Origin of the sequence: Neobacillus niacini (genome assembly GCF_030817695.1) — a bacterium.
Classification (GTDB): Bacteria; Bacillota; Bacilli; order Bacillales; family Cytobacillaceae; genus Neobacillus; species Neobacillus niacini_F.
This window is the reverse complement of record NZ_JAUSZQ010000005.1, coordinates 13,460-40,447: the sequence shown is the minus strand read 5'-3', so window position 1 is coordinate 40,447 and position 26,988 is coordinate 13,460. Positions and strand designations below refer to the sequence as shown.

Here is a 26,988-nt window from a genome sequence, read left to right as displayed (position 1 = left end):
TTTACAAGTAGATGACTTTATCCCTTATGGTCTTCAATTTTTCCTGTATGCTCGTTGTAATTCACTGTGATGGTAGCTACCGGACCATTTCGATTTTTCGAAACAATGATTTCAAGGGTATGATTCTTAGCTTCCTTTTCATAATACGCTTCACGATACAAGAACAAGATGACATCCGCGTCCTGTTCCACACTGCCCGATTCCCGAATATCAGACATCATCGGCCGCTTATTCGCTCTTGATTCCACAGATCGATTCAGCTGCGCCAAACAAATAACGGGGCAATCAAAATCCTTCGCCATTGCTTTAAGCGATTTGGATATTTCCGTTACTTGTAAATGGGAATTTGCTCCGTAAAATTGACCAGAATGGATCAGTGTTAGGTAATCGATAAAAAGGATGGGTTTCTTGTGTGGAAATTTATTCATCATTTTTCTCGTTTTCGCTCTTATTTCCGCTATCGTTTGTCCAGCCCCATCAAAAATTTGCATATGGGTATCATTGAGATCTCCAATCACATCTGACCATTTATTTTTTTGTCTTTCCGTTAGCATTCTTTTTGGATCTCGCATTTTTCCACGGTTAAATCCCCCTGTCGAGGCAATTAGTCGGGAGGTGATTAGCTTTTCAGGCATTTCAAGAGAAAATACGAGTGGCAAATAACCCGCCCAGCCCGACATTTTTGCAAAATGAAGCATGACATCGGTTTTTCCCATCGATGGTCTAGCTGCTAGAATTGTCACTTCCCCGTCCTGAAAGCCTCCTGTCACTTCATCGAGTTTTTTTATGCCCGTTGTTGCACTTCTCAGCGTTAGTTGATCCTCCCAGGGTGCCTCATAGATATCTGATAACGCCTGCTGTAAGGATTTGTGATCATTCATCTTTGCTTGGTTAATTTTATCCAATTCATCAATAACCTTCGCAATCTCCCAATCATTCATAGAGGCAACATTTAAGATATTTCTCTTTTCCCGTTCCTTCCACAGATCAAGAACAATCTTCTCCATTCCGTCAAATTTCTCCAGATCCGCATACGATAACAGCTCCGAAAGATAAGACATTCCGCCTAATGAATCAAGGTCGGGTAAAGTGGTAAACGTGATCAAATCAATATTCTTACCGGCACGGGTTAACTCTAGCATTCTTCGCATGATTTCTTTATGCCGTGTACTTTCCAGCTGTTCAGGCTGGATTACCGAATCCTTAAGCAAGTATTCCGCTTTCATCAGGCTTCCTAAAAATGCTTTTTCTGCTATACTCATCACTCTTCACCAGCCGTAAGATCAAGTTCAAATCCAGCTGGTATTGCTCTTCCGGCAGAAACCGTTTGTGTTGATTGCTTTTGTTTTAGAACGGGCTTTTGGTTCTCAAGGTAGGAATCAATTTCTTCAATGGTCAGTAACGATTCATTTTCCCAGTTTTTCAGAATCCCAACCACATAACTCAGCCTTCGCTTGTTATTGGCACACGCAATATTCATCGCTTTTAAAATCATTTCTTTCGGCTGTAAAAAACTAGAATCATCTAACCAAGCTAACAGCTGCTGTTTCGCACTGACGTTTGCAAAACCAAAACCATTTGCATCCCAAAACTCAATAATTTCTTTCACATCAGTTTGACTCTGCTGAATGGGATTCCCCATGTATGAATTATCCGCTAGATCTTGAAAAGGAGCATTTTGTTGTTGGTTTTCTATTTGCTCAAGCGAAATCACTTCGTCAAGCTCTTCAAAGTCAGAATCTACATATGTACCGTCTTGATCTTGATTGATATCTTCCTGGTCGTTAACCGTTCCTACTTGCTCACAAAAAGATATATACAAACTACGAATTTCCTGTTTCTCAATGGGCTCTGACACATATTGAATCAGTGAGGTATCCTCGACTTTCTTTAATTCACTAAGCATACAATCCATGACTGGTTTTCCTGCTTTATTCAGGTTGTCATTCCCCCAGCTTCTAATCGCGAGTTCCCTCGTTACAGGATTATAACGAATTACCTTGTGATGATGGGTGAAACGTTCCATTAATGAATTAACAACCTCCTTCGTAAATCCTAACTCTAATGCCATTTGTCCTATGGTAATTTTATAGATTCCAATTTGAGTCGTATTTGGATTCGTAAGGAGGTAAAGGTAAAATAACTTGTCCTCTGGCGTCATCTCTTCCAGAACAATCGGGTTCTTCCAAAATTCATTACGTATGATTCTAAACTTTGCCATCTTCCATCACTAACCTTTCTTCACTTAAGAGTACTTTCGCCCTTTATATATAGAAAAAGGAAGAAAACGGACAGGGTGATATTCCTCTAGATGTGAATAGTTTGTGACAAAACAAAACCTGGTACCTACGACCACTCTTTTAAGCTCCATACAACTTGTCTGGAAGTTTGGCAGCTCTATACATTTTTACATACAAAAACACTCACAAACATTGATATTTCAACATTTGTGAGTGTGTTAAAATTACTAAGATATCTCTTCTAAATTCATTCTGAATCCAACTAAGAAATTCGAATTAATGATCCCATTACCCGTTTTCATATCATGTTGTTCATACATACTTTCACCATTTAGCGCATAGACAGTGATTGAATGTAGCATCGGATTTACAATCCAGTATTCTTGAACACCATAATTCATATAAAGATTTAATTTAGCTATTAAATCATGCGATTGGTTCGATGGGCTAAGTATTTCAACTATAAGATTTGGAACTCCAATATAGCGTGATTCTGTAAAACCGCTTTTTTCACAAATTACGCTCAGATCTGGTATGACAATTTTTGTTCCTTCATCATTTCATTTTTTAACTCAATATCAAACGGAGCATGAAAAACTTCACAATGCTTTCCTTCGAGGAAATTGCCCAGTTTAATATGGAGTTTGCTAGAAATTCGTTGATGTTTTGTCGATGGAGATGGTGACATATAGACAAAACCGTCGATATACTCTAAAAGATGTTCAGACGTCTCACGAATTTTAAAATAATCATCAAATGGACATTGACTCATTACTGTATAAATTCATTCCAACCCTCTCCTAAACGCATACGTTTTATTCATTTCATCATGATTCATAAAGTAAAGAAATCAATGCTAACAACATACATACTTGCGTTGAAACAAAGCATTTATTCTTGTGTGAAAACATACGACAACTTCTTTTACTGATCCGGATTTTTCTCTATATTTGGGTAAAGATCTTCTTGTTGTTGTTTTTCTTTTTCTTTTTCTTTTTCTTTTTCTTTTTCTTTTTCTTTTTCTTTTTCCCCACGTATCGTATAACTTTCATGAACGTATCGTAAATATCTTCATATCCGAATCGTTATAAGTCAATCTCATTCTTGGCATTATATTCAGCAATACCACGTTCCTTAAAAGTGATGTAATTGTAAAGCAAGTGGTTGGTAAAAATCCTTATGAATTGGATGGTTCGTTACATGGAAAATTACTCTATGATAGTTATGACAATCTAAACGTAAAGATTAAAATGAGGACATACAAGTAAATTAGTAACGAGAGATTATGACTAAAGGAGTCGATAAGAAATGACATGGACCATTGCACTTACGGTATTGCTTGGAATTGTGCTTAAAATGGTAATGAGTCCTCCAAGTGCAGTTGTGGAATGGATTTTTAGTAAATTTGCACTTCATCCAAAACTTAATTCAAAAGATGTTACTGTCACATATATTGAAAAGTACTTAGACGATGTAGAAAAGATTCGATTGATTGACAATTTTAATGAAGCTACTTTTTTAAAACAATATGATATCTTTCCAGGCAAAGAAAATTTATTTCTACATCCAGAGACAAAGGTTACTCCATTTGTTATCAACGTAAAAAGAGGGAAAAAAGATAGTAAGATCTTTGTTTATTGTTTGGCTGATTACGTGTATGTAGTGAAGGAGTACAATAAGAAAGTAGTAGCTTATGATCTTAGGTCTGAAAGTCTACAAAAATTCACCTTATCTACCAAGGTAATGACTAAAGATGTAATATAAGACAAGCTGCAAGATGGCAATAAGGATAATATTTGAAAAAACGCAAGATTATACCTTGCGTTTTTGTAGTTTTGTTTAGTTGTATAGGAAACGTCTAGGCTATCAAATCTAAAGGACCTCAATTCCTAATGATTACGATAGTATCGGGATAGCTCCATAATCATTGCTCCCATTCTTTCATGTTCAGGGACAAGCATTTTCTCAACTCCCTCTTCTCTTAAAGCCTCCGCAGTAACTTTTCCCACTGCAACTGCAAGTAAATGCTTATTAAAAGAAGTTAAAAGGCTGTCTACACAATTCTTCTCCCTTGCAAAATTAAAAAGGGAACGGACTTGAATGGCAGTAGTAAAACAAATTACATCCAACTTTTTCTCCAACAGCTCTTCCCATAATGTTGCAACAGTTTCTGTTGCTGGTGGAATGTGCTGGTATGGGAGAATCAATGTTACATCTGCACCTTTTTCTTCAAGGAATTTAATTAATGACGGCGCTTTTTCACCATGAAGCTGTACCATGACTCTTTTTCCGGTGAAGTCAAATTTCTCCAAGGATCTTATTAAACTTCTAGTTGTACCATCTTCATCTTGGGCTTCCGGATAAATTCCCAGTTTCTTTAAAGTCGAAAGTGTCTTATATCCTCGCGAAGCAATCTTGGCTTGTTGGATTATGTTGATAAACTGCTGTTTAGTCCCCTGCTTCTCTGCTATATCCAACAACGTGTCCATACCAATCCCCGTTGTAAAAATAGCCCAATCTGTTCCTTCTTTTACAATTTTATTCAGATAAGGTCCAACCTCTTTTTCCGCCAAAAATACAGTCCCTTGCAGCGACCGAACAATTGGAACACCTCCCTGTTTTTCAATAAGTGTACTTATCTCATCCGTTTTCCGGGATGCACCTATAGCTATCCTTTTCCCCGTCAATCCTTTTGACATACCGCTACCCTCTTTCTATTTATAATGGTTAACTAACTAAAATAAGGTTTCTTAATGCTTAATGGTTGGACTCAGATTTGCTAGGAAACAAACTCATAAAATATCCAGAATTAAAAGGATAATAACCCCTAGCTTCCTTATCTTGAGTAATTATCTCTTTTACCTTCGTCGCCCGCAGCTTTATTATATTATGTTTTTTACATTTTTCCTCTTCAAACTTGCTAGATTGCAAAGAACGTAAAATGACACTCTGAGACAAATGAGAACTGCTTGATATCGTTCCTCTAATAAGGCCGTTTGTTTTTTGTTCCAAAGCTTCAAATATATTTGGACTATCAGACACAAAGTTTAAAAAAACTACTCTTAGTCCCCAAACATAATTTTCTTTTGTAGCGCCATCACCCTTAATCGGTAAGATTCTTGGATGGATTCCTGCCAACCTGCCAAACAATGACTGTTTTACAGAGTCTTCAAAAAACAAACCGAAATAGCCATCGTCAAGAATTACCGGTAGATTAATACCAGCGTCTGCTGCTTCCATTAAGACTGAGATAATCCCTTCAACTTCACTATCCTTTGGCGTGTATCCCGTCGGGTTATTCGGGAAATTAAGCAAGACAATTGCCTTACCTACATCCTTTTGCTTTAGTAAGCATTGTCTGAATGAGGGGACATTAAAGGTGTCACTGTCATCAAAAAGCTTACAATTTTTAAGATTACCTCCTCTACGTACATGAAATATTGTTTGATAATTTCCCCAATATTTATCTGGAAGAATAATGGTCCTTTTGGGTAATATAACTTCCTACCCAGATTCGACAGTAAGTCAAATACATGCGGATTATTTTCTTTGATAAGTTCGTTTAATTGTATAGCAAGTTCGTTCATTTTGTCTCTCCTTTTAATTGTATTTTTAAGAGGATTGGACTTATTAAAGAATTACGGTCAAACATTAGAAAATAGGTGTTTCATGATGAACATCTTGATAATAAGATGAGCGTAGGGAATTAACCTTCAGAAACCTACATTAAAAAGCAAACTATTATTTACTTATTAAATAAAAATTACTATTTAATGAAATACAAGAATGTGATATTATTCACACTACACCCAGTCTTCAAGATTTGTTACACAATATGTTACAGAATAAGAAAAATTAAAAATTTGATTTTTTAAGAGTGAAAATAGTGCATGATGCAAATAGATGATATTTGAGGATTTTGGTTAATAAATTCAACTAAGAGACAATAATAAAAAGTGGATGCTAATAAAAGTTCAAAATTGGATGGGTATAAAATTTTCAAAATCTTCTATGATTAAAGAACAGCTTTTATTGCAACCATTACATAAAGGTATAAATTTGCGAATGGAACTTACAGAGATACTTTTTAACTAAGAAGGAACATAATGGTGTGAAACTTACCCAAGAAAAGGGAAAATGGGAAAGGAATATATTTCTTATGAAAGACTTAAATAACAAAAATATAGCTGCGGGGACCGTTGCGGGAATATTCATTATAACTGGACCAACTGCTTTAATATTAGAAGCTTCATCAAATGGAAATTTTAGTGCAGCACAAACCATCCTATGGATATTTGCCGTTTATGTATTCGGAGGTTTATTCGGAATATTCCTTCCTTTATACTATCGAATTCCTATCGTTGGAGGTCATACTTTAACAGGAGCGGCATTTCTTGCCACTATGACAAATCAGTTTACTTTTAATGAATTAATCGGGGCATACATCGTTTCAGGATTGTTGATGTTAGTGGTTGGATCATTAAGTTTTTTTTCAAGATTAGTGAATTTGGTGCCTCGGGAAATTATTTCCGCCATGCTGGCAGGCATGATTATGAAATATATGGTGAATTTCATAATTTCTATAACCCAACTTTTGCTCGTTGGAGCTATTTCTTTAATCACTTTTTTGGTATTTAGTAGATTGAGGACAAAAATTCCTCCTGTGATTGCGGCAATTGCTATCGGGACGTTTGTACTATCCCTAACCTACCCCATAAATATCGGTGATATGGTCCTTGGGGAGTTTCTTCCACAAATTCAAAAGCCCGATTTTAATACAGTCAGCTTTCTTTCTGTATCGATACCACTGGCATTACTAATTTTAAGTAACGATGTGGCGGTTGGAATAGGTGCATTAGAAAAAAATCATTATCATCCTCCCATTAATCGAATTGTTTCCTTAAGTGGAGTATTTTCTGTTATCTCAGGCTTCTTTGGGGGGCAATCGGCAAATATTGCCGGTATGGCAACAGTCATATGTTCGGATGAAGAGGCTGGTCCGAAGGAAAAAAGATACATAGGGGCCGTCGTTGCTGGTGTTTTATTATTAACTTTTGGGTTATTTTCATGGAAACTAGTTCCTTTTATTCAAGCCTTACCAAAAGAATTTATCTCCATTATTGTTGGATTTTCACTTCTTGGTGTGTTCGGTAAAAATATCCATGAAAGTTTCTCTAATCCATCAATGAAAACAAGCACAACATTCGCCTTAATTATCTCCTTATCCAATATTACAATCTTTAATATAAGCTCCCCGATTTGGTCCTTATTGATAGGTACTTTAATTGCTAGATATATTGAAAATGAAAAGGATACAATGGAGAAAATTGAGAATGATGGAAAAAGAACTGCGTAAAAAAAGAAAGCTGCTTGACTATCGGTAACTAGTTAAGCGGTTTTCGTTTTAAGAACTATTTAGTGGACACAGTAATAAATCCAATTCTTATAACCATACAATCAGACAGTTTTTCAACCATCCATTTTACTTCAAAATAAAAGAACCACGATTAAATCATGATTCTTGGTAAAGAAAAATATAAGCAGAAATTGTTGTTAAAGAGAATTAAGAGCTTCCGCAAATTTTTTAATTCCTTCATGTATTGATTCCTTATCTTCCCTAGCGAAAGTAAAGCGCACAAAACCTTTTTGGGATCCCATCGTGGAACCTGGGACATATATAACACCCCTTTTTATGGATTCCTCCAGTAATTGCATTTCGTTAAAGTCTTTTTTTATCCGGCACCATAAATGAATGCCTCCTTGTGGAATTGAAAATTCAACTTGTTCCTCTAAATAAAATTGAAGACTATTAACAATTTGATCCCTTCGTTTTTCTAACTCTTTCACCAATCTATTGATATGTGAATGAAAACTTTCCGATTCTAAAAAATCATTTGCAATCCATTGAGTAAAGCTTGCATGCCCAAAGTCTATTTGTTGTTTCGCATCGGATAGCCTTTCAATCACTGGCTTTGGTCCGATGTTACTGACACCCTGTTATGACAAGAAATTGACGTACGTATTTGTCCAAATTCTGACGGAAATGTTGGCCGATAGAAAGGGGAAGCACGCATTAGCTTCCCCTTTTACTAAATACTAACCTGATAAATTTCATTTGGTTTTAGATAAAACTTCGTATCATTTTGTCCAACAAGAATGTACCAGTCACTACCGAGTTCCATTCTGCACAAAAGGTGCACCCCATTGCCAAGATGCAGTTCGAACGAATCCCCGCATCGAATCTTGTAATCACTCTTACTTTCGTCCCAAAAGATCATCCAACAATCAAGAAAATCATTGTATACCATGTTTCTCCATCGTTTTTTCATGTCAGTTCACCCTGAATGACATGCTTAATCATATGGTCATCAATTATTCGACGTCCGTTTTGTGCTCCGTAAAGGAGGCTATGTGTACAAACCTTATTAATAAGTCTCGGGGTGCCACCAGAAAAACGATGTATTTCTTCTAAGGCACCGTCTGAAAAGATTTGTTGGTCAACTCCGGCATATTCTAGATGTCGAGAGACATACTGATCCACTTGTGATCGATCATAGTGACTTAATTTGAACTGAATATCAATTCTTTGGCGTATGGCTGCGTATGATTGAAGACGGAGACGATCCCATAATTCACTTTGTCCTACAAGGATAAGGGCCATTGGGCTTTGTGCATCCATCTTAAAATTGAGTAAAAACCGTACTTCCTCAAGCATCTCACGGTCTAGAAGATGTGACTCATCGACCACAACGACTGGCTGGATTCCATGAATACCCCTCATTAACTCAATTTCTCGATGAAGCTGTCGTTTGGCATCGCCTCTATAAAACTTTGATTCGGAACCTAGCTGTTCTAACAATCCTTTATAAAAATGCCTAGGTGTCAGTTTGGAATCAGATAAATAAAGCACTTGGAATTTCCCATGATCTAGTCCATCGACAAATTTCCGAATCGTGGTAGTTTTACCTGTACCACAATCCCCTGTTAAAACTGCAAATAACTGCCTTTCTGCTGTATACTTTAAACGACCTAATACTTCCTGCATCGTAAAGGAATCATACAGTTGAGCAGTAGGTACATCCCTGGTGAAAGGAGTTTGCTTCATTCCGTAAAAAGATTCAAACATCCTCGCCATCCTCCTTCCAGACAGCACGGAATGACACAGCCGGAGCTTGTGCAACTTTTCGGTCTTCATGTTTTTGTTCGGCTGCTTTTAGTAGTCTAGATGAATCCGCTTTATGTGCTTGTAGATGCGAAGGTAATGTTGGCCGTTTTCCAGCCTTTTCACCTATTACTAGCTTTTTAGCCTTCCACGGAGAATGTCCTTCATATTCAATTGTTAATTCCTCAAGATCCGCAGGATCATATACAACATCCACTTTGCGCCCAATGAAGGAAAGTCCCACTTCATATTTCTGATCCATAAAACTAATACATCCCGATTTATCAACTTTTCTTGTTTCACAATGTAAGAAAGCATTAGCCAGTTTATCTGGATCTATAAAGCGAAGGGCCTTTTTATCACTTCGAAACGCAGCTTCAGGACTAATATTGTCAAGACCCGAGTGTGGTTTATTTTGATAACACTCTGATAACCATACTTGAAAAAGCTCATTTAACCGATCTAAAGAATTAGGCTTTTCTAGGGCTATTTCTCCTAAGAACGAATCTACGATTCTATTAAACCGTTCAACCTTGCCTTTAGATTCTGCCGCATACGGTTTGGCAAAAATCAGTCTTGTCCCTAATTTGGAACAGGTACGAGACATCCATTTGGTCCGATACTGTTTTCCATTATCAAAGTAAACAGCTTCAGGTAATCCATATTTTTGAATCGCATTTCGAAAGGCATCCTCAATAATCCTAGAATCCAATGTCGGATAGAACGCTCCATGTAAAATAAATCGAGTTGCATCATCAATTATTGCGACTAAATAAACCTGTTTTTTTGTGCCATTTGGCCCTATGGGCAAATATGGTCCAAATTTAATATCTGATTGCCACAGCTGATTACGATGACGCTTTTGAAATCGTCTAACAGCTACTCCTGTTTGAGAGTAGAGCTTCATTTGGCGAGTACTGTATCCTCTCTCGGTTAACTTTTCCTGAAGAGTAGAACGTTTAATCTGCCCTGGTTGGGCCAACCCCTCCCACTCAAGAATTTGAATAATTTGGGCAACACTTCTAGTAGGAGCTTCTTTCCTAAGTAGTATCGCCTGTTCTAATAAATGAGGAGGGATGGCCTCTTTTTTCCCTTTTTCCGATATTCCTTTTGGTTTTAATCCTCCGAACCCTTCATTACGGTACTTTTCAATGTAACGTCTAATTGTCCTTTCAGAAAGACCGCTGGTCCTACATAATTGGTTTTTTAATTCTTTTGCTTTCCCAGCATCTAAACCTTCCTCCAAAAGAGGGGCGATCAGCTGGAACCGTTGAACTGCAATTTCTTCTGCCTTTTTATGATCTTTCATGATAACACTCCTCTACATATGTGATTATCATGAGTGTAAATCAGCTATCTGCGGACAAGAATGCAGAACGGGTATGTAGCCACAAATTAATATTCACTATTGGACGGACAATTCTTTCTAGCCATCTCGGGGCATTCCCCACCAGTCGTCCTATTCTATGAAGTGCAGTCTCTGAATTTGCGGACGTCAAATTCAAAGGGACCTTTACCTGTTTCGTTCGAAGCACAATAGATATGAGGCAATTAGCCCAATAATCCACGAAATGATTAAACCATTCAAACCAACGAAATAGTGTAGACTCATCGGCTGGAACATCATGTGTAGAAGGGTTCGTAAGAACCGACTCAATGCATTCAGCCTCATACCTCTTATATGGAACTAAGAAATCTGGTAATTCATGATGAATCCGGCCACATTGATCACAACGCATTCGCCGAATATTATATAATTTTGTCTCTCCAGACCTTTCTCTAGATTTTCTATCTCTAGTACCAATAACGCTCATACTTTTCCCGCAACAGGGAGAAGGAATCAACCCTGCACCCCTAACAAAAAACTCCATTGTTTTCAATTAATTTATAATCTGATACAATAATCATATAGTTTCTTTTAGAGGACGTCTCCCGTATATCTGTTGGCGCAGATATACATTATGGGAGGCGTCTTTTCCTTTCTCCATAATTATAAATGTCGAAATGTTTCGAATTATATACTGACATTATAATCGTCAAATTCTGGACAGGCAATACCGTCAACTTTAGGTCATTTGGAGAGGGCAATAACAGTCCGATAATCCAGCCAATCCTTAACCCAGAAGCAACAATTTTTGATAAAGAGCTAATATATAAGACGTTGCCATGAATATCCATGGATTTTAATGTTGTAACCTCTTCCCCCGTAAAAGAAGTTAGACTATATGGATCGTCTTCCACGACTGGTATCCCATGTTCAGAGGATATTTCTAAGATCGCTTTCCTCTGTCTTTGGTGAAGTAAGGTCCCTGTAGGATTTTGAAATGAAGGGTTTAAGAATATCATTTTAATTCGATGCTTTTTATGTAAAGTTATTAATTCATCTGGGTTGATTCCATCCTTATCAACTGGAAGAAAATATGGTTTTATTCCGGCTGATTTAAAAATCGGAAGATTATAATTATAGGAAGGGTCCTCTAAAGCAACGGCATCTCCAGGCTTTAATAGACACTGTACCACTAGGTGCAAGGCCTGCTGCGCGCCAGATGTAATTAATATCGAAGAAGGATCGGATTCAATTCTCCGAAATTCCTTTACATGCTTGGTAATAGTCTCCCTAAGAATAAGGTTACCTTGTGGATGGTCATATCCTAAGCTTCCGATAAACGATCTAGAAGCCGTTATCTGTCTTAAAGAATCTAAGGGAAAAAGGTCTTCGGATAGTTCTCCACTGGCTAAATTAATGAGTTTATGTTCGACTGCCTCTTTTCGGATTCTTTGGGTAACAGGTAAATTTGGTAAAAATGATCCTGCCTCAATGTACCTGTTCCAGCTCGGAATACGTTTCTTCGTAATCCCCCAGATATCCTTGCTTACGGTTGTCCCACTTCCCCTATTTCGTTGAATCAGTCCATTAGATTCTAACTCATCATAGGCGGAAACCACTGTACTTCTGTTTACGTTAAGTTCCTTAGCTAAGTATCTTTCTGATGGTAATGGTTTATCAGGCGGAAATGTACCATTTGCAATTCCATTTTCAATATATTCAGCAAGCTGTTTATAGATAGCTTTTTTAGCTTTACGATCTGGTTTCCAGTCCATTGAGTACAGTCCTTATGATTTTATTTTTATTCATACTTCATATTATTTTTCTATTTCATTAATTTTACTCTTGAGTTATTTTCTTCAAAAAAGTCCATAAAAAATAACCTATTGATTTATTAAGTCAATAGGTAACAAAATATACTATTTATGCAAAAAATCTAATATACAATCCTAGAGAAATTAAAGATAAGGTAATAATCACAACATAAATTAACGTTAAATTTGTGGTATTTTTTTTTGTAGAGCTGCTATAATTTTCATCACTTTTTCCTGTGATTAGTAGTGTTGAAACAATTGCTATTAATAAAATAATAATGACCAAAACATACATAATACTCATGTAACACCTCTTAGAAGAATTTTCTTAACCTATGTAGAAAAAGTTATCGCTAACGATCGCGGATAGCGCTTCAATAGTAGATCATCCTGTAAGGACATCAATTTTCTAAATAAATCTATTATAATAAATATATACCTAAAAATAACCATCCACTTATCAATAATTTTAACCAACCACTTTCTCTTTTCCTTATAATAAATGCACCATGACAGATGTAGTAAATCGATATATGGTTTCTATTATTGAAGACGAGGCAATTAAAGCCACTTTTGAGGAAGCTATTAATACATTTGAAAAACAAAAGAGACAAATCGTATATTTTATGGAGAACGAGGGATTTCCCATTCCAATTGGATTTACTGAATCTGACCTCTTTACAGGCAAACCAAGATTGTTCACGGATATTTTTTGCCTGAATTATTTACATATCATGACATTACATGGTTTGCTGGGACACAGCACTTCATTAGCTGTATCGGTTAGAAAAGATTTAAGAGAGTTTTACGATTCTTGCGATAACGATGCAAAAAAAAATGTACAATCAAACCATTGAGTTATTGCTTGAGAAAGGAAATTTTCAGAGAGACCCATTATTTTATCCAGCTCAAAACCCTCAATTTATTTCAAGCCAAGATTTCACAGACGGATTTTTCGGAAAGGGTCGAAAATTAGCAGCGACTGAAATCATTAGTATTTCTTTGAACCTTAAAAAGAGCGTTATGGCTAAAACTCTATCTATCGCATTTAGTCAAGTCGCTCAAACAAAAGAAGTAAGAAAGTTTTTAACTGACTCAGAGAAAACGGCTGACCAACAAATAAAAGCTTTTTCAAAAATTATGCAAGCGGATAATTTACCCGTTCCGAAATCATGGGAAACAGAAGTTACAACTTCTACTGATTCTCCTTTTTCGGAAAAGTTAATGTTGTATCATATCGGATTCTTATTTCAAGCGGCACAAAACTATCATGGAGCAGGCCTTACCTCATCCATGAGAACGGATCTTGTGACAGCTTATGAGGGTACTATCTTAAAAAATCTTATGCTAAAAAAAAAATGGTTTGATTTGATGGTACAATATAAATGGTTAGAACAACCGCCTCTTGCTCCAAATAGAAAAGAAATCGCACAACAAAAATAATAACTATAGTGTCCATCTACATAAGAATGGGCATTTCTGTTTATAAAAAAAATTTAAACTAAACCGTCTTATAGTTAAACCTTATCCTCAATAAATTTATCCCAATATCTGCTCAATAACAAAGTGCTATGCTAAATTCTTCGGATTTTAATAATGATAATAACTAATCAAATTGAACCGCGTAATAAAATGAACATTTATAGAGGGAGGAAATAAGAAAAACCGGGCAAAAATCGCCCGGTCCCTTAGAAAAAAATTATGCTGCAGGGTTAACTTCTAATTCCACTTTAATTTTGATGTCTTTCCCTACAAGTACACCGCCTGTTTCAAGAGCTGCGTTCCAAGTAAGACCGAATTCTTCACGGTTAATTTTAGCTTCTGCTTCAAAACCGTAAACTTCTACGCCCCAAGGATTTGTACCTTTTCCATTAAATTCAACGGAAAACGTTACTGGTTTCGTTACATTTTTAATGGTTAAATCACCAGTTACGCTATACTCATCTCCATTTTTTGTAATGCTAGTTGATGTAAATGTAATCGTTGGGTTATTCTCAACATCAAAGAAATCTGCAGATCGTAGATGGTTATCACGATCTTCGCTGCGTGTATTGATGCTTGCAACATCCATTGTGAATGCAATAGAAGCTGAAGTTAAATCTGTTAAATCTGCTGCTTCTACTTCGGCTGTATAAGATTCAAATTGTCCTTTTACTTTTGACACCATCATGTGTTTTACTTCAAATCCTATGCTTGAGTGTGAGGAGGTTTCCTGTATGGTTGTTGCTTCCTTGATCGCTGTGAAGGGTACTTAGGCATGGTTATGTATCTTTATTAATGATCTTGTTCTTTACTCTTGCTTTAATTAAAAAATAAGCATTGATCCAGGCAGTAATCGGAATAATGAGAGCGACACCTATTCCCGCACAAAAAATGGTGATTAGTTCAGCACTAAAGATTTTTGAATTTACGATTTCTTCAAGAGTATAAGATAAATCTTTAAACCAAATAAGCAGGGCCAAATAGCCTCCAAAGAAAGCAAAAAATAACGTATTCGTACTTGTTCCTAAAATGTCTTTTCCAATACTAATTCCAAAAGCAAATAATTCTTTTCTGCTTATGGATGGATGATGGTGAAACATCTCCCGCATAGGAGATGAAATGGCTATGGCTGTATCAGTAATTGCACCAATGGTGCTCATAATAATGACAGAAGCAGCTATTTTCACAAAATCTACCCCAATATAAAGGGAAAAGAATGAAAGTTCCTCTATTTCTTCTGCGCCAAATCCTTGAATCATAGCACTTTCTGTCACAATCAGAATAAAAAAGAGCAGTATAACAACTGTAATAATAGTTGAAATGAAGGCTGTTATGGTTTTGTTATTCACTTCATTAATATAAAAGAGATTAATGCAGCTGATTACGGTTGAGGCGATCAATGTTAAGATAATTGGATCCGCTTTGGGAATAGTCATAATAAAGATAGTAAAAAAGATTACTCCAAAGTTTAGGAATATAGCAATAAATGACCGTTTCCCTTTATTACCGCCAATAAGAATCATCAGGATTAATAAAATGGCTGCCAGCCACAATAATACATTCATACTCTAGCCCTCTTTCGATTAACGAAAAAAATGGTAGTATATAGCCCTATCGGGATTGTAATGACGATTCCTATACCGCCTGCCAGGGCCCGAGCCATTTCCAAAGATAGATTCATGGAAAGAGTGAATATCAATGGGGAATTATTCTTAAAATACAAAATAAGCATTGGAATGGAGCCACTGATATAGGCAAAAAACAAAATATTCGTCATGGTTCCCATTATATCTTTTCCAATCTCCATTCCTGAAGTTTTAAGTGCTTTAATTGGAATGTTGTGATCCTTCTCATACAACCCAAAGATAGAAGAAGACATGGTAATGGCCACATCCATTACGGCTCCTAACGATCCGATAAATAACCCTGCCATAAACACTTCTTTATAAGGACGAGTTAAAAATTGCATTTCCTCATATCGAAGTCCTTTTTCGGCCGTTAACCACATTACAAGATAGGTTATGAACAGCGAGATAAAAGTTCCCAATAATGTTGCAACAATTGCAGCATATGTTTTTTCATTAAATCCGTTAACGAGCAATAAAGAAATGACCGTAAATAATATTACACTTATACTGCATATCCATAACAAACTGATGCCTGTTGTTTTTAAATAAACATCCAATGCATAGGATAACAAAACGGCATTGACAGCCAAGCTGATAATAGAAAACAACCCTTGCTTTTTTCCGACAAAAAGGAGAGTAAAAATAAACACCCATGCTACCAGCAATATGTATTTATCGCGCTTTACTTCAGTTATGCTTCCAATTAAATCTGTATCTTCCTTTTTTTTTCGTATCAATCGAAACAAACAATTCATTTCCAACATGATATTCTTGATCATACGCTCCCGATATGGAATACTCATTTGTTAAATGGATATGCTGTCCTTTGTGGTCACCATTTTTTATTTCGGCTACAATCTGTTGAATGTAAAGACGGTCTTTATTTTCATGCATATCAATCATTTCTGTAGAATCGGCCAACTCTATTTCAATGACCTCAACTAATGGTCTTTCGTAAAATGAATGATTGTGATAGACAAAAAAAACGGAGGAGACAAAAAAAAGTAAGATGATCGAGTACCAAACTATTTGTTTGTAAGTCATTTTCTTAAATAGATTGACTATAACCTTCAAAAAAAAACCTCCAACTTTTGGGATAGAATCCAGTATACAAATTTTTAACAAAAAAAGTATTAGTAGCAATACATCGCGTTTACAATGGACTAAGAATATCAAGAATGATTTTGAACCGTCAAGTAAACTCCACCCACTTTTCACAAACAGTACTATGGATATTTGCCGTTATTGTGGTCGGAGGTTTATTGGGAATTTTCCTTCCTTTCTACTATCCCACAAAAAAACGCTAAAACATTCGTTTTAGCGTTTTTTGGTAGCTGTTTGGTATATAATAGATGGTCCTATAGAAACATTAGTCAATGCTTAAAACAAGTTTACCCTTTCCTATACCCTTTTCTAGCTGTTCAAATCCCTGCGACGCTTGCTGGAGCGGCAACGTTGTACCAATAATCGGACGAAGTGCACCACTAGTTAACATGCCTATAACACCATGAATGCTTTGTTCATATTCATCCTTTGGTGCGTTCCAAAGAGCTGTCGCTAAAATATCACATTCCTTTTGCATGGCAAGACGTGGATTTATTTGTACTGAACCACGATTTCCAATAATAACAATTTTACCGTATGGTGCAATCAGCTTTAAATCTGTTTCTAAATTCTTATTTGCTAAAAACTCAATAATCACATCAGGTCCATTGCCATTTGTTAAGCCTAACACATCTTCAATCGTTGTCTCGGTCACATGATCCATGACAAAGTCTGCACCAGCTTCCTGAACCATTTTTTTTCCCTCTGGCTTACTTGCTGTTCCAATCACTTTCGCACCGTGAGATTTTGCCATTTGCACTACCTGTAAACCAACGCCGCCACTAGCGCCATGTATTAACACGGTTTGTCCAGGCTTTAGACTGGCACGTTGAAAGAGAGCACGATATGCAGTTAATGCAGGTACCCCTAATGACGCACCTTGCTCAAAAGATATATGCTCTGGTAGTGGATGAACCAAAGCCGCATCACATACTACTTTTTGTGCAAATGTTCCTGTACTATTACTTCGCATGGAGGACGCTATAAATACACGATCACCAACACGAACATTTGTGACTTCATCACCAGCCGCCTCCACAATCCCTGCACCGTCTAAGCCTGGGGTATATGGCAACTGTGGAATACCAAACGCATATGTACCTGTTAAAGTGTAAGTATCACTCGGATTCACACCCGCTGCATATAACCGAACACAAACTTCTCCCTTTCCTGCTACTACATCCTTCACATCTGTATAGACTAATTTCTCAGGTCCACCAAATTGTGTGACTTGAATGGCTTTCATATTACCAACCTCCTCCTCTAATTATATATCGAAAGTATTCATTTGAAGAGATTTTTGCAAGTGAATCATCTCATTCTGTATACTCGGGAAGTATTTTATTTCAGGAACGTTGTTAATAGACGGCAACTGTTTTCGTCCGGCAGCGTTTGCTATCGTGTCAAAAATATACAGTACTTGCCCACGCTTCTTCTCATTGTGGAAGACTGCAGTTCCTCTCATGATAGATTATAAAACATTATTTATTTCCCAGAATTCCTTTTCTAATATATGATTACAATTTATAATTTAATAATTAATTGTTCAGAAATTTATGATGAAATTAATGCATGAAACGCACGAAGGTGGAGTGGTAAAAATGGAGACGAGACAAATTCAATACTTCCTAGAAGTAGCAAAAAGGGAGCATGTAACGGAGGCAGCAGATGCGTTACATATTGCCCAATCTGCCATTAGCAGACAAATTGCCAACTTAGAAAAGGAATTAGGTGTAGAACTTTTTATTCGTGAGGGACGGAGCGTAAAATTAACCCCTCTTGGCAAAATTTTTTATGAACGGATTAAACAAGTGTGGTATTTGATGGAGGATTCTAAGCGAGAAATTAGAGAATACTTAAATCCAGAAAAACGAACCGTTCGCATTGCCTTTCCGATTAGCATGGCAGCTCATACATTGCCACACATCATTTATTCTTTTCGAACTCGTTTCCCAGAAGCAAAGTTTCAAATGAGCAATGCCCTTTATTACAAATTAATCGATGGTGTTGTAAATGGCCAATTTAATTTGGCAATGATTGCCCCGATGCCTAATCTGGAAAAAGACAAAAAGATTAAAGGGGATATTCTTTTCACAGAGAATATCGTTGCCCTCATACCTCTTCATCACCCCTTATCGGACCGGCCAGCGATTCAATTACGGGATTTAATGAATGACCCCTTTTGCGTTCTTCCTGAAGGGTTCGTATTTCGTGAACAAGTGGTTCAAGCCTGTAACGAAGTGGGTTTTTCACCAAATATAGCATTCGAGGGGAAAGATATTGACGCATTAAAAGGGTTAGTATCTGCAGGCTTGGGTGTTGTGTGGTAATGTCCTGTGGATTCTAGTATTACTGTTGGCCTAACCTTAGCCTCCTTTTCCATCCCTTCCAAAAAGTGAAGTAGTGTAGTCAATTCCTCAATAGTATGCGATACAGTGAAACTTTTTCCATATGGCTTTCCTTTATCTAAAAATGCTTGAACCTGACTTTCCCCTTTTGAAAACTCCAGACCAACTACTGGATTCATTTTTTATCTCTTCCTCTCACAAATTATTCACCAGTAACCCCTATTCCACCTTGAAGTATCATAGCTTCGCTTGTTATACGAGATCTGCGTCCCAACCAGCCTCAAACATGTTTCTACAAGTAGGCGGCGGACAGTTTAGTTGACGGGATCATTGTCCCACGCACCCGTACGTCCTACCCTGGCTACTGATATAATAGAATCTATTAAAAAAAGGTCAACCAGTAAAAACTGGTTAACCTCATAATACGAAGTCGTATATTATCTTTAGAACTCATTTATTTAACGAATTTCCTTTTAATATTGGTCCGTTTTTGGTAGGGTCTATGTAGATATTAAAATGGACATATGGAAATTTTAAACAGTTTATTTTACTTAATGCCACTGTTAATGCTTTTTTTGCATTTATTTTAGTGAAGTTACTGGAAAAGTTAAAAGTAGCTAAATTAGTTCGATTAAATAATTTTCTTTTTTTTCTGTATTTCTTTTACAAAGCTCCTTTGTTGTATGGGATTCAATACATTATTGAAAGTAAAAAAAATTCAAATGAGCATAAAAGATTGTGAACTAATTCACTTAAAGTAAAGGGTGCAATAGTTAATAAAGATGGAGATCGCTGCGGCGATCTTTTTGTTTGTGATATTAACGGGGGAGTTTAGTTGTGCGAAATGTTTCTAGCTTAAATGGAGGATGGTCACATTTCTCTGTAAAGGCTAGACAGTTCCTGTCGGAACTGAAGGATTATATCGAAGAATCAAATGATGGGGTAACGCCCTGAAGGGTTCTCTCTTAGTCGAATAGCACTGGATTTGTGAAGTCATTTCTTCTTATTTTGTATTTCCTTTATGGATTTGCCAAAATATCACAGGTGCTCCGCCACGGCATACAATCAAATTATTTATTTTTATTAAAAACGCTTGGAGAATAGTTTCCCTCAGTATACCTAGTTGTTTCGACCCTTTCGTTTGAATTTCGTTTACCTGCGCCCTGTGGACTGTTTTTATTTTTCCATTGGTCATACGTTAACAGGCCCGTACTTTCATCGTTTAAATATTTGATATAATCCTTACCATAAATATACCTTCAAGGCCTCACCTCCATTGTATAGTAACAATGTATGCGCTTTCATTAATAAAAAACACCAAAATTTTAATACCTTGCAGCTTTAACACATCAGCAATGGTCTCACCAAGGAGTATCTGAAGACCTTGCAAGCCATACCTAGATTCGCATACAATCAGCAAAAATAACCCCCGCTAGATCCAGCGGGGGGTTGAAATTAAATATTCACTCTTGCGATGTTATCTTCTTCATCACCTGTTAAAGCCGGTTCTTGATTTTTCCCTTCATTTTCAATTGCTTTGGAATAACCTGAATGGATGCCAAGTGCTTTGAAAACATAAAATGAGACGAGATAAATAACCATCGATACAATGACACCCAATATAGAAGGAACAATCCAAGGCTGCGCGAGCAAAGCAACTGGTTGCCATCCTAAAGTCGGCAATCCAGTACACATAAGAGTAGCGATGATTCCAGCTGCCGCCGCGATCACGGAAGTGATATTGATCTCCGGTAATTGATCAAGATATTTCACCTCATATTTTGTACGGTGAACAATCCAGAAGTCAGCAATCATGGGTCCTGCTAATGGCGGAATAACGGCGGCTATCCCCCCAATAAACAAAGAGAATTGTTCAAAGAATCCCAAAAGCACCTAACATGGTACCAATCAGTCCACAAATGACTACCGCTACTTTGAATGGCCGTTTAAAAATTGCTGCCACTTGAGTGGAAGGTAAATATAAATTGGTGTTGGATGATGTCCACATGGCGAGTGTCATTGCGATTAAAGCGATAATTCCCATAACTGGCGATATACCAAATAAATATTGAGTGAAATCATAGGAACCACTGATGACTGCTCCAATTGAACCCATTCCAATTAATAGCACCTGGGTAAAGAAGAAACAAATCGCTAACATTCCAATGGCCACCCATTTATTTCTGGCAAATCGAGTAAAGTCTGATGTTAACACGGCTCCGGCTATCCAAGAACCAATGACCAAATTGATCGCGGTCGCCATCGACATCGGTCCGCCATCCACATTGGCAGCCATCTCGATGGTTTTGGAATTAAAAGCACTCCAGCCCCCCACCTTACTAATATTGTAAAAGATGGCGTAAACACTGATGAAAATTAATAAGACCATGGCTGGGTTGGATATTTTTTCGATCAGATTAATTCCAACATAACAGGTATAAGTAAAGAGAAGTCCGAAGAATAGTGCTACCCAGAAAAACGCAGGATGGTCCGTTCCCTTTAGCCAAAAACTGGCCGTACCACCTACGACAATCCCTTGAAAACCCATAATGACAACCAGTAAGAAGATAGCCGGCATTCGCCGGCCTTTTTTTCCATAGGCAAATTGGAAAGCCATGTCATTCGTTCCACCCAATTTGTACCCTACCATTCCTGTTAACACGGCTATCAAGAATAAAACGAGACAGCCTATGATGGTTGCAGGAACGGTACCGCTGTAAAAAGGCATGTAAGGGCCAATGGTTCCACCAATTAATAAGCCGGTAACTAAGAATCCCCACGTGAATCCGAGAATCAATAAAGGGAGAGCGTTACGCCTTTTATCAAATGTTAATGGCTTATGAACAGAATCATTTGATTTTGCTTCTTCCTCAGGGTTAAAAGTCCACCAATCTTTCAATTTACCCATCTCTTCTTCCTCCCTTTTAATCGTCCGTCTTTTTTCCCAGGATTTCTACTTCATTACTGCCTGATTCACCTTTAACGACTTCAAATACTCCTCTACTTTCATTTTTGAAACGACATCCGCATATCTGGCATTCACATCAAATAAGTTGGAATCATGTTGTTGTTGCGATTGATCGCCGACACATTCTTCCGGAATGATTGTTTTAAACCCATATGAGAAGGAATCAATGACCGTTGCCCGGATACATCCACTTGTCGTACAACCTGTGACAATCAACGTATCTACATGTTTGGTCGTCAGCAATGACAATACTTCGGTGCCAAAAAAGGCGGAAGGATATTTCTTGATTACGACAGGTTCATCCTCTTTTGGTACCAGGATGGGTGTAACCTCCGCCGCTTCAGACCCCAGCGTAATCCACCCGATATCGGTTTTCCAATTTCCAATGTCCCATTGATCATTCCTGTACGCTACAACTGTGTAGATGACCGGAATGTTGTGAGCACGAGCCAGCTTCAACAGATCTGCCGTATGTTCTGCGGCTTGTTTAATCAAGGGACTTCTGCCGGTAATAAACTTCTCTCCAATAAACGCATTTTGAAAATCCACCAATAATAGCGCCGGGGACTGTCCAAAACCTACTTCTCTTTGCCCATATCCTGCATTTTTATAAATCTCTGAACGCTCATGTATCAAATCGACCCCTCCTAAAGTTCTTCTATCGTACAACTTGATTGTATTTTTTCTGTCCCGAACGCAACAGTTGTCAGTATGTTAAAACTGTTTTTACAAATTGCCATGTAAGGTTACCTATCACAGTGTTTGTCACTGCATTTTGGATATGTTAGAATTTTCACAAAATAAACAACTTCCTAATGATCAGCTTTTCTTGAAAGGGGAGAATAAAATGAACTCTAAAGTCCTAATTCTTAGCCATCCCAAATTGACTCAAGTGGTGCAACAGGTATTATCCGGAATGGAACAACCCCCGGAGGTAATGATTAAGGATGTTGGTTTTGGCGCAGTGATTGAGTTTTTGGATCGTCATCTCGAAACGATCAGGCCAAACATCATCATCACCGGCGGCGCTCATTGGGGTATGCTGCATCGAAGTGATTACAGCCCGAATGTCCCGATTATTCCGATCCCTGTTACAAGATTTGATTTGTTGCAAGCAGCTCTGCAGGCTTGCCAATATGGAAAAAGAATCGCCGTTATTGATTATGGAGATGAATTGGGAGATTGTCAGGATGTCGTAAAAGACCTTGATTGCGAATGCAGCTTCTTTACTTATTCATCAACAGAAGAGGCTTCTTCCCTCATTCAGTCATTGAAGGAATCCGGAATTGAAGTGATCATCGGTGCGGGCTTGATTTGTGCTCTTTCTGAACAGTTTCAGCTTCCCTCTGTCTTAATCCATTCTAAAGACTCGATTATGAAAATAATTGAACATGTAGACCGTTTAGAAACTGCACGTCTCGATATTGCCAGGACAGCCCAAAAATGGTCGATGGAATTTATGAAGCATCCGATAACATATGATGTTGAATCTCATACGGCCAACTCCAGATCCTTACTACCTCATCTCCTACCAAAAAGAAATATATCCGAGACGATGAAGAACATGGATATTTTAGAGAAGTTTCTATTTAATCGACGAATTTCTACTTTTTTTACAAGAGAAATGTCTATAGGAAATGTCAACACATTTGTTAACGATGAATATCCGTTTATTTCTTTGGGAGCTTTTCTTTGTAAGGAGGTCAAAAATTCCATCATTCCTTTGTTGGAGAAATTTGAACAAACAGAAGAAGCCCGTGCTTTTTATGTCTTAAAGGAAGGTGAATGCCGTGTTGTTCTTTTAACAAAGTACGAAAGGACAAGTGAATTTTTGAACAAGATGCAAAAAAGTGTAAGGAATAGTAGATCTGAAGCTTTTTATGGGGGTATCAGTTTCCCTTCTCTTACGAAAGAGGTATTTTCAAGCGAAGAGACACTATCTAAGAAAATCTACGAAGCCAAAGTGGCACTGGAATTAGCTAAGATGGGTGCGGTTTCTGACCCTATATGTGTCCTGGAACCATCTACACCATTATCGATTATCTTTCAGATTATACAGCAATCGGGCGGGCTGGAGCCAAATTTACTGATTCCGCTATTTGGGCATCGGAATACAGATAAATTACTTTATACACTGAGATTGCTCCTGGATCATGGTTTATCGATTACAGCTGTTGCGAATCATTTAGGCACTTCTCGCCAAACCGTCTACGGTTTAATGCAAAGAATTGAGAGTTTAGTTGGCTTATTGACAGATCCTGAAAAACGATTTTCTCTATCACTTGAATTACGAATGTTAGAGATGAGTAAAGCCATTGAGAATGTTTCTGGTGCTCAAAAACATTTGGAGCCTGCTTCTCAAATTGTTTAATCCTCTCCTAAAAGACTCGAGAACATAAATAAAACTGTGGTAAAAGATACACCACAGCTTTATTTCCCCCTAAACGAAAGCGCTTCATTACTTGGTTTTTGCCATCTTACACCCAATTATTTTCTACCAAAGCAGCAATAAACCCCCAAATACGGGTAGAAGAATCATCGCGGTTCTAAGAATTAAGACGGATGCACGTTTCGTGAATTTTGCACCGATATAAGACCCTGTCATCGTTCCCGCCACAATTTGGACCAATAGAAACCAGTCGATAAATCCAGCCTGGTAAAATCCGATGGCTCCAAAAAGTGAAACAGGGATTAAAATGAGCATGCTGGTCGCAGCCGCTTGTAGCAATGTCATATTTAGGAAGATCAGTAATCCTAACTGAATTAACGGTGTCGAGCCGATTCCAAAGCATCCGGATAAAAAGCCGGTGATGAGCCCAATGGCAGGAGCTATGATCCAAAAGAGTTTGACTTTTTGATCGGAAGTTTCCTGTTTTACGACACGCGTGCGGACCCATATTAAAAAGGAGGATAAAAATAATAGACTGGCAGAAATCCAGATAAGCAGATTCTCTGGCAGTAATCCCGTGACCAATGTTCCCGTGTATGACCCAATTGCTCCAAATCCCCCGATGATCAACCCTGTTTTGATTACCATGTTCCCTTCCCTCAAATGGCTTGCTGTTCCGGAAAGAACGGTAAAAACCATAGACGTTGTCGAGGTTCCAAGTGCCGTGTGGATCGGAATATTAAAAAACACTAATCAATAATGCTAACACAAATCCGGAGCCGCCACCGCCAGCAAACCCCAGGATTAACCCCAAACTAAGCATCGTAAAGAAAATTGTCATGGTTATCGTAACCTTTTCATAGAGTGTATGTCTGAAAGAAAAGGAAGAAGGCGTCCTCGGTCAGTAAACACACTTCCCGAGGCCTTCTTCCTACTAAACTTGCGTTCAACTAATTTTGGTTATCCGCTACTAATTTCGGCTATCCGCTACTCATTTTGATTATCCGCAACTATACCATTACTTTTTTTGAGATTGAACCCATAAAAGTAGTAAGAGAAGCTGTTAATCGGCTCGTAACCTCTTCTGCGATCTCGAATGTGCCATTTTCATTTCGCTTGACTTGACCATCTTGAACAAAGATTCCTTGTTCGATGTGTGTTGCGCCCAAAACGGATAATACCGGTTTTAGTGCATATTCAAGCATTAATAGATGAGCCGTTGTTCCTCCCATGGCAATCGGCAAAATCTTCTTATTTTCAAGGCCCTTTTGCGGGATTAAATCCAGGAACACTTTTAATATTCCAGTATAGCTGGCCTTATAAACCGGTGTCGCAATAATCAAAGCATCAGCCTGTTCTACTAATGCATTTGCTGCTTTCACCGCCGGACTGTCAAACTTGGCATGAAGCAAGTCTTCCGCTGGCAAATCTACCACTTCCAATTTACTGACAGAGAACCCCTCTTTTTCCATGCTTGAAGCAGCAAACTCGAGGACCCCTTTTAATCTTGACGATTTTGAAGGATTTCCTGAAATGATTACGATTTTTCCCATTATCCATCTCTCCCTTTTTTACGGACTCCAAGGGGTGTAAAACTAACACTTGGAGTCACTTTTTAAATCTCAATTTTTTGCAAAAACATTCACATTAGGAATATATTTTTGATAGACCTCCTGCTTTCTCTCTCTCAAAAAGTTCACTCTTTGTTTAGATTTTTCAATTTCAGCAGAATTGATTTCACCCGTTACATACGTCCATTCCTGCTCACCTGTGACTGCGATTTTCTCCCCAAACGGGTCAATCAGGCAGCTTTGGCCGAAATGAGTTCTTGGGATAAGTTCTTCTGGAAGCTGTTCGAAACCAGCTTTATTGACACCCATGACGTAAATATTATTTTCTAATGCTCTTACTCTCAATTCCTCGACATATAAATCCTTTCGAAATCCGTAGGTAGCGGTTGGTACCACGATCAAATCGACTCTTTGAAGGGTTAAGGCCTTCCATGCTTCAGGGAAAGATCGATCGAAACAAATGAGTATTCCCAGTCTGAACCCATTATCTAATGTGAAGACAGGAAACTCTGTCCCCCCTTCGAAATAATACTTTTCATCCGTTTTCATACTTTCTACAGCTACCTTTGGTATATGCACTTTTCTGTAGCGCCCAATTACCCCTCTGGTCGGAGAACAAACAAAGGCCGTATTGTAATAATGCATGGAACCATTCACTCGTTCTTTTTCAAAAAAAGTTCCAACGATGTGGGTTTTCGTTCTGGCAGCCAGTTCTTTCACCGTTCCGACAGTAGGACCGTTCATAAATTCAGCATACTCAAAGAATTTATCATCTGGTGTTGGGACGGCAGCAAAATAAGGCGCCGTCATTAACTCAGATAAGACTAGAAGGTCTGGTTTCTCTGAATCTATGATTTTCTTTGAAAATGATAGGATCTGTTCCATATTTTTTTCGTATGATTGCTGGTAAGCTCCTAATTGAACCCCGGTAATTCTCATCTTTTTTTCCACTTTC

At 37.7% G+C, this 26,988-nt stretch carries 23 protein-coding genes and 7 pseudogenes; 5 read left to right on the top strand and 25 right to left on the bottom strand.

Features of this window, described 5'->3' with window-relative positions:
* Window positions 1-17: 17 nt before the first annotated feature.
* The 3 genes and pseudogenes from QFZ28_RS27650 to QFZ28_RS27640 form a co-directional block, all read right to left on the bottom strand.
* The gene (locus tag QFZ28_RS27650) at window positions 18-1,262 is read right to left on the bottom strand and encodes a replicative DNA helicase (RefSeq protein WP_307197818.1); all 1,245 of its coding nucleotides are present in this window, start codon (window positions 1,260-1,262) and stop codon (window positions 18-20) included.
* Entirely contained in the window at window positions 1,262-2,221 is a 960-nt protein-coding gene (locus tag QFZ28_RS27645) for a DnaD domain protein (RefSeq protein ID WP_307197817.1), read from the bottom strand. Before QFZ28_RS27645 ends, QFZ28_RS27650 begins: the two co-directional genes overlap by 1 nt.
* 246 nt (window positions 2,222-2,467) lie before the next feature.
* Window positions 2,468-3,012, bottom strand: a pseudogene (locus QFZ28_RS27640) (Uma2 family endonuclease).
* Between the two features lie 536 nt (window positions 3,013-3,548).
* Here QFZ28_RS27640 and QFZ28_RS27635 point away from each other — a divergent pair.
* Window positions 3,549-4,004, top strand: a complete 456-nt coding sequence (locus tag QFZ28_RS27635) for a YfmQ family protein (RefSeq protein ID WP_307197816.1) — start codon at window positions 3,549-3,551, stop codon at window positions 4,002-4,004.
* A 125-nt stretch (window positions 4,005-4,129) separates the two neighbouring features.
* Here QFZ28_RS27635 and QFZ28_RS27630 read toward each other — a convergent pair whose 3' ends face one another.
* From QFZ28_RS27630 to QFZ28_RS27620, 3 genes are read right to left on the bottom strand one after another with little or no spacing between them, the layout of a single operon-like run.
* Window positions 4,130-4,939 (bottom strand): uroporphyrinogen-III synthase, encoded by an 810-nt coding sequence (locus QFZ28_RS27630; RefSeq protein ID WP_307197815.1) that lies wholly within the window; start codon window positions 4,937-4,939, stop codon window positions 4,130-4,132.
* Between the two features lie 58 nt (window positions 4,940-4,997).
* Window positions 4,998-5,681: an aminotransferase class I/II-fold pyridoxal phosphate-dependent enzyme gene (locus QFZ28_RS27625; RefSeq protein ID WP_307197826.1), complete on the bottom strand. Its 684-nt coding sequence runs from the start codon at window positions 5,679-5,681 to the stop codon at window positions 4,998-5,000.
* On the bottom strand, window positions 5,585-5,827 hold the full coding sequence (locus QFZ28_RS27620) for a hypothetical protein (RefSeq protein ID WP_307197814.1): 243 nt from the start codon (window positions 5,825-5,827) through the stop codon (window positions 5,585-5,587). The genes QFZ28_RS27625 and QFZ28_RS27620 overlap by 97 nt, the downstream gene beginning before the upstream one ends.
* Window positions 5,828-6,399: 572 nt before the next feature.
* Here QFZ28_RS27620 and QFZ28_RS27615 point away from each other — a divergent pair.
* Window positions 6,400-7,596, top strand: a complete 1,197-nt coding sequence (locus QFZ28_RS27615; RefSeq protein WP_307197813.1) for a benzoate/H(+) symporter BenE family transporter — start codon at window positions 6,400-6,402, stop codon at window positions 7,594-7,596.
* 197 nt (window positions 7,597-7,793) lie between these two features.
* Here the strand turns inward: QFZ28_RS27615 and QFZ28_RS27610 are convergent.
* The 7 genes and pseudogenes from QFZ28_RS27610 to QFZ28_RS27580 all read right to left on the bottom strand — a co-directional run.
* A pseudogene (locus QFZ28_RS27610) lies at window positions 7,794-8,222 on the bottom strand (aminotransferase class I/II-fold pyridoxal phosphate-dependent enzyme); the annotation flags it as partial.
* A 107-nt stretch (window positions 8,223-8,329) separates the two neighbouring features.
* A complete protein-coding gene (locus QFZ28_RS27605) occupies window positions 8,330-8,569 on the bottom strand; it encodes a DUF5348 domain-containing protein (RefSeq protein WP_307193441.1) in 240 nt (79 codons plus the stop codon).
* Window positions 8,566-9,366, bottom strand: a complete 801-nt coding sequence (locus tag QFZ28_RS27600; RefSeq protein ID WP_307193440.1) for an ExeA family protein — start codon at window positions 9,364-9,366, stop codon at window positions 8,566-8,568. The genes QFZ28_RS27605 and QFZ28_RS27600 overlap by 4 nt, the downstream gene beginning before the upstream one ends.
* Window positions 9,359-10,711, bottom strand: coding sequence for a DDE-type integrase/transposase/recombinase (locus QFZ28_RS27595; protein WP_307193439.1), 1,353 nt, complete (start codon window positions 10,709-10,711; stop codon window positions 9,359-9,361). Before QFZ28_RS27595 ends, QFZ28_RS27600 begins: the two co-directional genes overlap by 8 nt.
* A gap of 40 nt (window positions 10,712-10,751) precedes the next feature.
* Entirely contained in the window at window positions 10,752-11,273 is a 522-nt protein-coding gene (locus QFZ28_RS27590; protein ID WP_307196943.1) for a DUF6431 domain-containing protein, read from the bottom strand.
* Window positions 11,274-11,496: 223 nt separating this feature from the next.
* Window positions 11,497-12,504, bottom strand: a pseudogene (locus QFZ28_RS27585) (aminotransferase-like domain-containing protein); the annotation flags it as partial.
* A 148-nt stretch (window positions 12,505-12,652) separates the two neighbouring features.
* On the bottom strand, window positions 12,653-12,847 hold the full coding sequence (locus tag QFZ28_RS27580; protein ID WP_307197812.1) for a hypothetical protein: 195 nt from the start codon (window positions 12,845-12,847) through the stop codon (window positions 12,653-12,655).
* A gap of 190 nt (window positions 12,848-13,037) precedes the next feature.
* Here QFZ28_RS27580 and QFZ28_RS27575 point away from each other — a divergent pair.
* A pseudogene (locus QFZ28_RS27575) lies at window positions 13,038-13,986 on the top strand (DUF3231 family protein); the annotation flags it as partial.
* A gap of 256 nt (window positions 13,987-14,242) precedes the next feature.
* On the opposite strand, the gene QFZ28_RS27570 reads toward QFZ28_RS27575, so the two are convergent.
* The 5 genes and pseudogenes from QFZ28_RS27570 to QFZ28_RS27550 all read right to left on the bottom strand — a co-directional run bounded on the left by QFZ28_RS27570 (window position 14,243) and on the right by QFZ28_RS27550 (window position 18,222).
* A complete protein-coding gene (locus QFZ28_RS27570) occupies window positions 14,243-14,761 on the bottom strand; it encodes a YceI family protein (protein WP_307197825.1) in 519 nt (172 codons plus the stop codon).
* 43 nt (window positions 14,762-14,804) lie between these two features.
* Window positions 14,805-15,590 carry a YibE/F family protein gene (locus QFZ28_RS27565; RefSeq protein WP_307197811.1) on the bottom strand — a complete coding sequence of 262 codons (786 nt, stop codon included), beginning with the start codon at window positions 15,588-15,590 and terminating at the stop codon, window positions 14,805-14,807.
* A pseudogene (locus QFZ28_RS27560) lies at window positions 15,587-16,727 on the bottom strand (YibE/F family protein). The gene QFZ28_RS27565 and the pseudogene QFZ28_RS27560 overlap by 4 nt, the downstream one beginning before the upstream one ends.
* A gap of 295 nt (window positions 16,728-17,022) precedes the next feature.
* The gene (locus QFZ28_RS27555; protein WP_307197810.1) at window positions 17,023-18,003 is read right to left on the bottom strand and encodes an NADPH:quinone reductase; all 981 of its coding nucleotides are present in this window, start codon (window positions 18,001-18,003) and stop codon (window positions 17,023-17,025) included.
* Between the two features lie 21 nt (window positions 18,004-18,024).
* Window positions 18,025-18,222 carry a hypothetical protein gene (locus tag QFZ28_RS27550; RefSeq protein ID WP_307197809.1) on the bottom strand — a complete coding sequence of 66 codons (198 nt, stop codon included), beginning with the start codon at window positions 18,220-18,222 and terminating at the stop codon, window positions 18,025-18,027.
* Window positions 18,223-18,358: 136 nt separating this feature from the next.
* Here QFZ28_RS27550 and QFZ28_RS27545 point away from each other — a divergent pair.
* Window positions 18,359-19,078: pseudogene (locus QFZ28_RS27545) on the top strand (LysR family transcriptional regulator); the annotation flags it as partial.
* A 2-nt stretch (window positions 19,079-19,080) separates the two neighbouring features.
* Here the strand turns inward: QFZ28_RS27545 and QFZ28_RS27540 are convergent.
* From QFZ28_RS27540 to QFZ28_RS27525, 4 genes and pseudogenes are all read right to left on the bottom strand, one after another.
* Window positions 19,081-19,284: pseudogene (locus QFZ28_RS27540) on the bottom strand (IS110 family transposase); the annotation flags it as partial.
* Between the two features lie 1,276 nt (window positions 19,285-20,560).
* On the bottom strand, window positions 20,561-20,992 hold the full coding sequence (locus QFZ28_RS27535; protein WP_307197808.1) for a hypothetical protein: 432 nt from the start codon (window positions 20,990-20,992) through the stop codon (window positions 20,561-20,563).
* Window positions 20,979-22,013, bottom strand: a complete 1,035-nt coding sequence (locus tag QFZ28_RS27530) for a cytosine permease (RefSeq protein ID WP_307197807.1) — start codon at window positions 22,011-22,013, stop codon at window positions 20,979-20,981. The genes QFZ28_RS27535 and QFZ28_RS27530 overlap by 14 nt, the downstream gene beginning before the upstream one ends.
* A 45-nt stretch (window positions 22,014-22,058) precedes the next feature.
* Entirely contained in the window at window positions 22,059-22,709 is a 651-nt protein-coding gene (locus tag QFZ28_RS27525; protein WP_307197806.1) for an isochorismatase family protein, read from the bottom strand.
* A 211-nt stretch (window positions 22,710-22,920) separates the two neighbouring features.
* Between QFZ28_RS27525 and QFZ28_RS27520 the strand changes: the two genes are divergently transcribed.
* On the top strand, window positions 22,921-24,444 hold the full coding sequence (locus QFZ28_RS27520) for a PrpR N-terminal domain-containing protein (RefSeq protein WP_307197805.1): 1,524 nt from the start codon (window positions 22,921-22,923) through the stop codon (window positions 24,442-24,444).
* A 123-nt stretch (window positions 24,445-24,567) separates the two neighbouring features.
* Here the strand turns inward: QFZ28_RS27520 and QFZ28_RS27515 are convergent, their stop codons facing one another.
* The 3 genes from QFZ28_RS27515 to QFZ28_RS27505 form a co-directional block, all read right to left on the bottom strand.
* Complete coding sequence (locus QFZ28_RS27515) at window positions 24,568-25,212, bottom strand: sulfite exporter TauE/SafE family protein (protein WP_307197804.1); 645 nt, start codon at window positions 25,210-25,212, stop codon at window positions 24,568-24,570.
* Window positions 25,213-25,472: 260 nt separating this feature from the next.
* Window positions 25,473-26,015 carry an NADPH-dependent FMN reductase gene (ssuE, locus tag QFZ28_RS27510; protein ID WP_307197803.1) on the bottom strand — a complete coding sequence of 181 codons (543 nt, stop codon included), beginning with the start codon at window positions 26,013-26,015 and terminating at the stop codon, window positions 25,473-25,475.
* A gap of 69 nt (window positions 26,016-26,084) precedes the next feature.
* The gene (locus QFZ28_RS27505) at window positions 26,085-26,984 is read right to left on the bottom strand and encodes a carbon-nitrogen hydrolase family protein (protein ID WP_307197802.1); all 900 of its coding nucleotides are present in this window, start codon (window positions 26,982-26,984) and stop codon (window positions 26,085-26,087) included.
* Window positions 26,985-26,988: the final 4 nt, after the last annotated feature.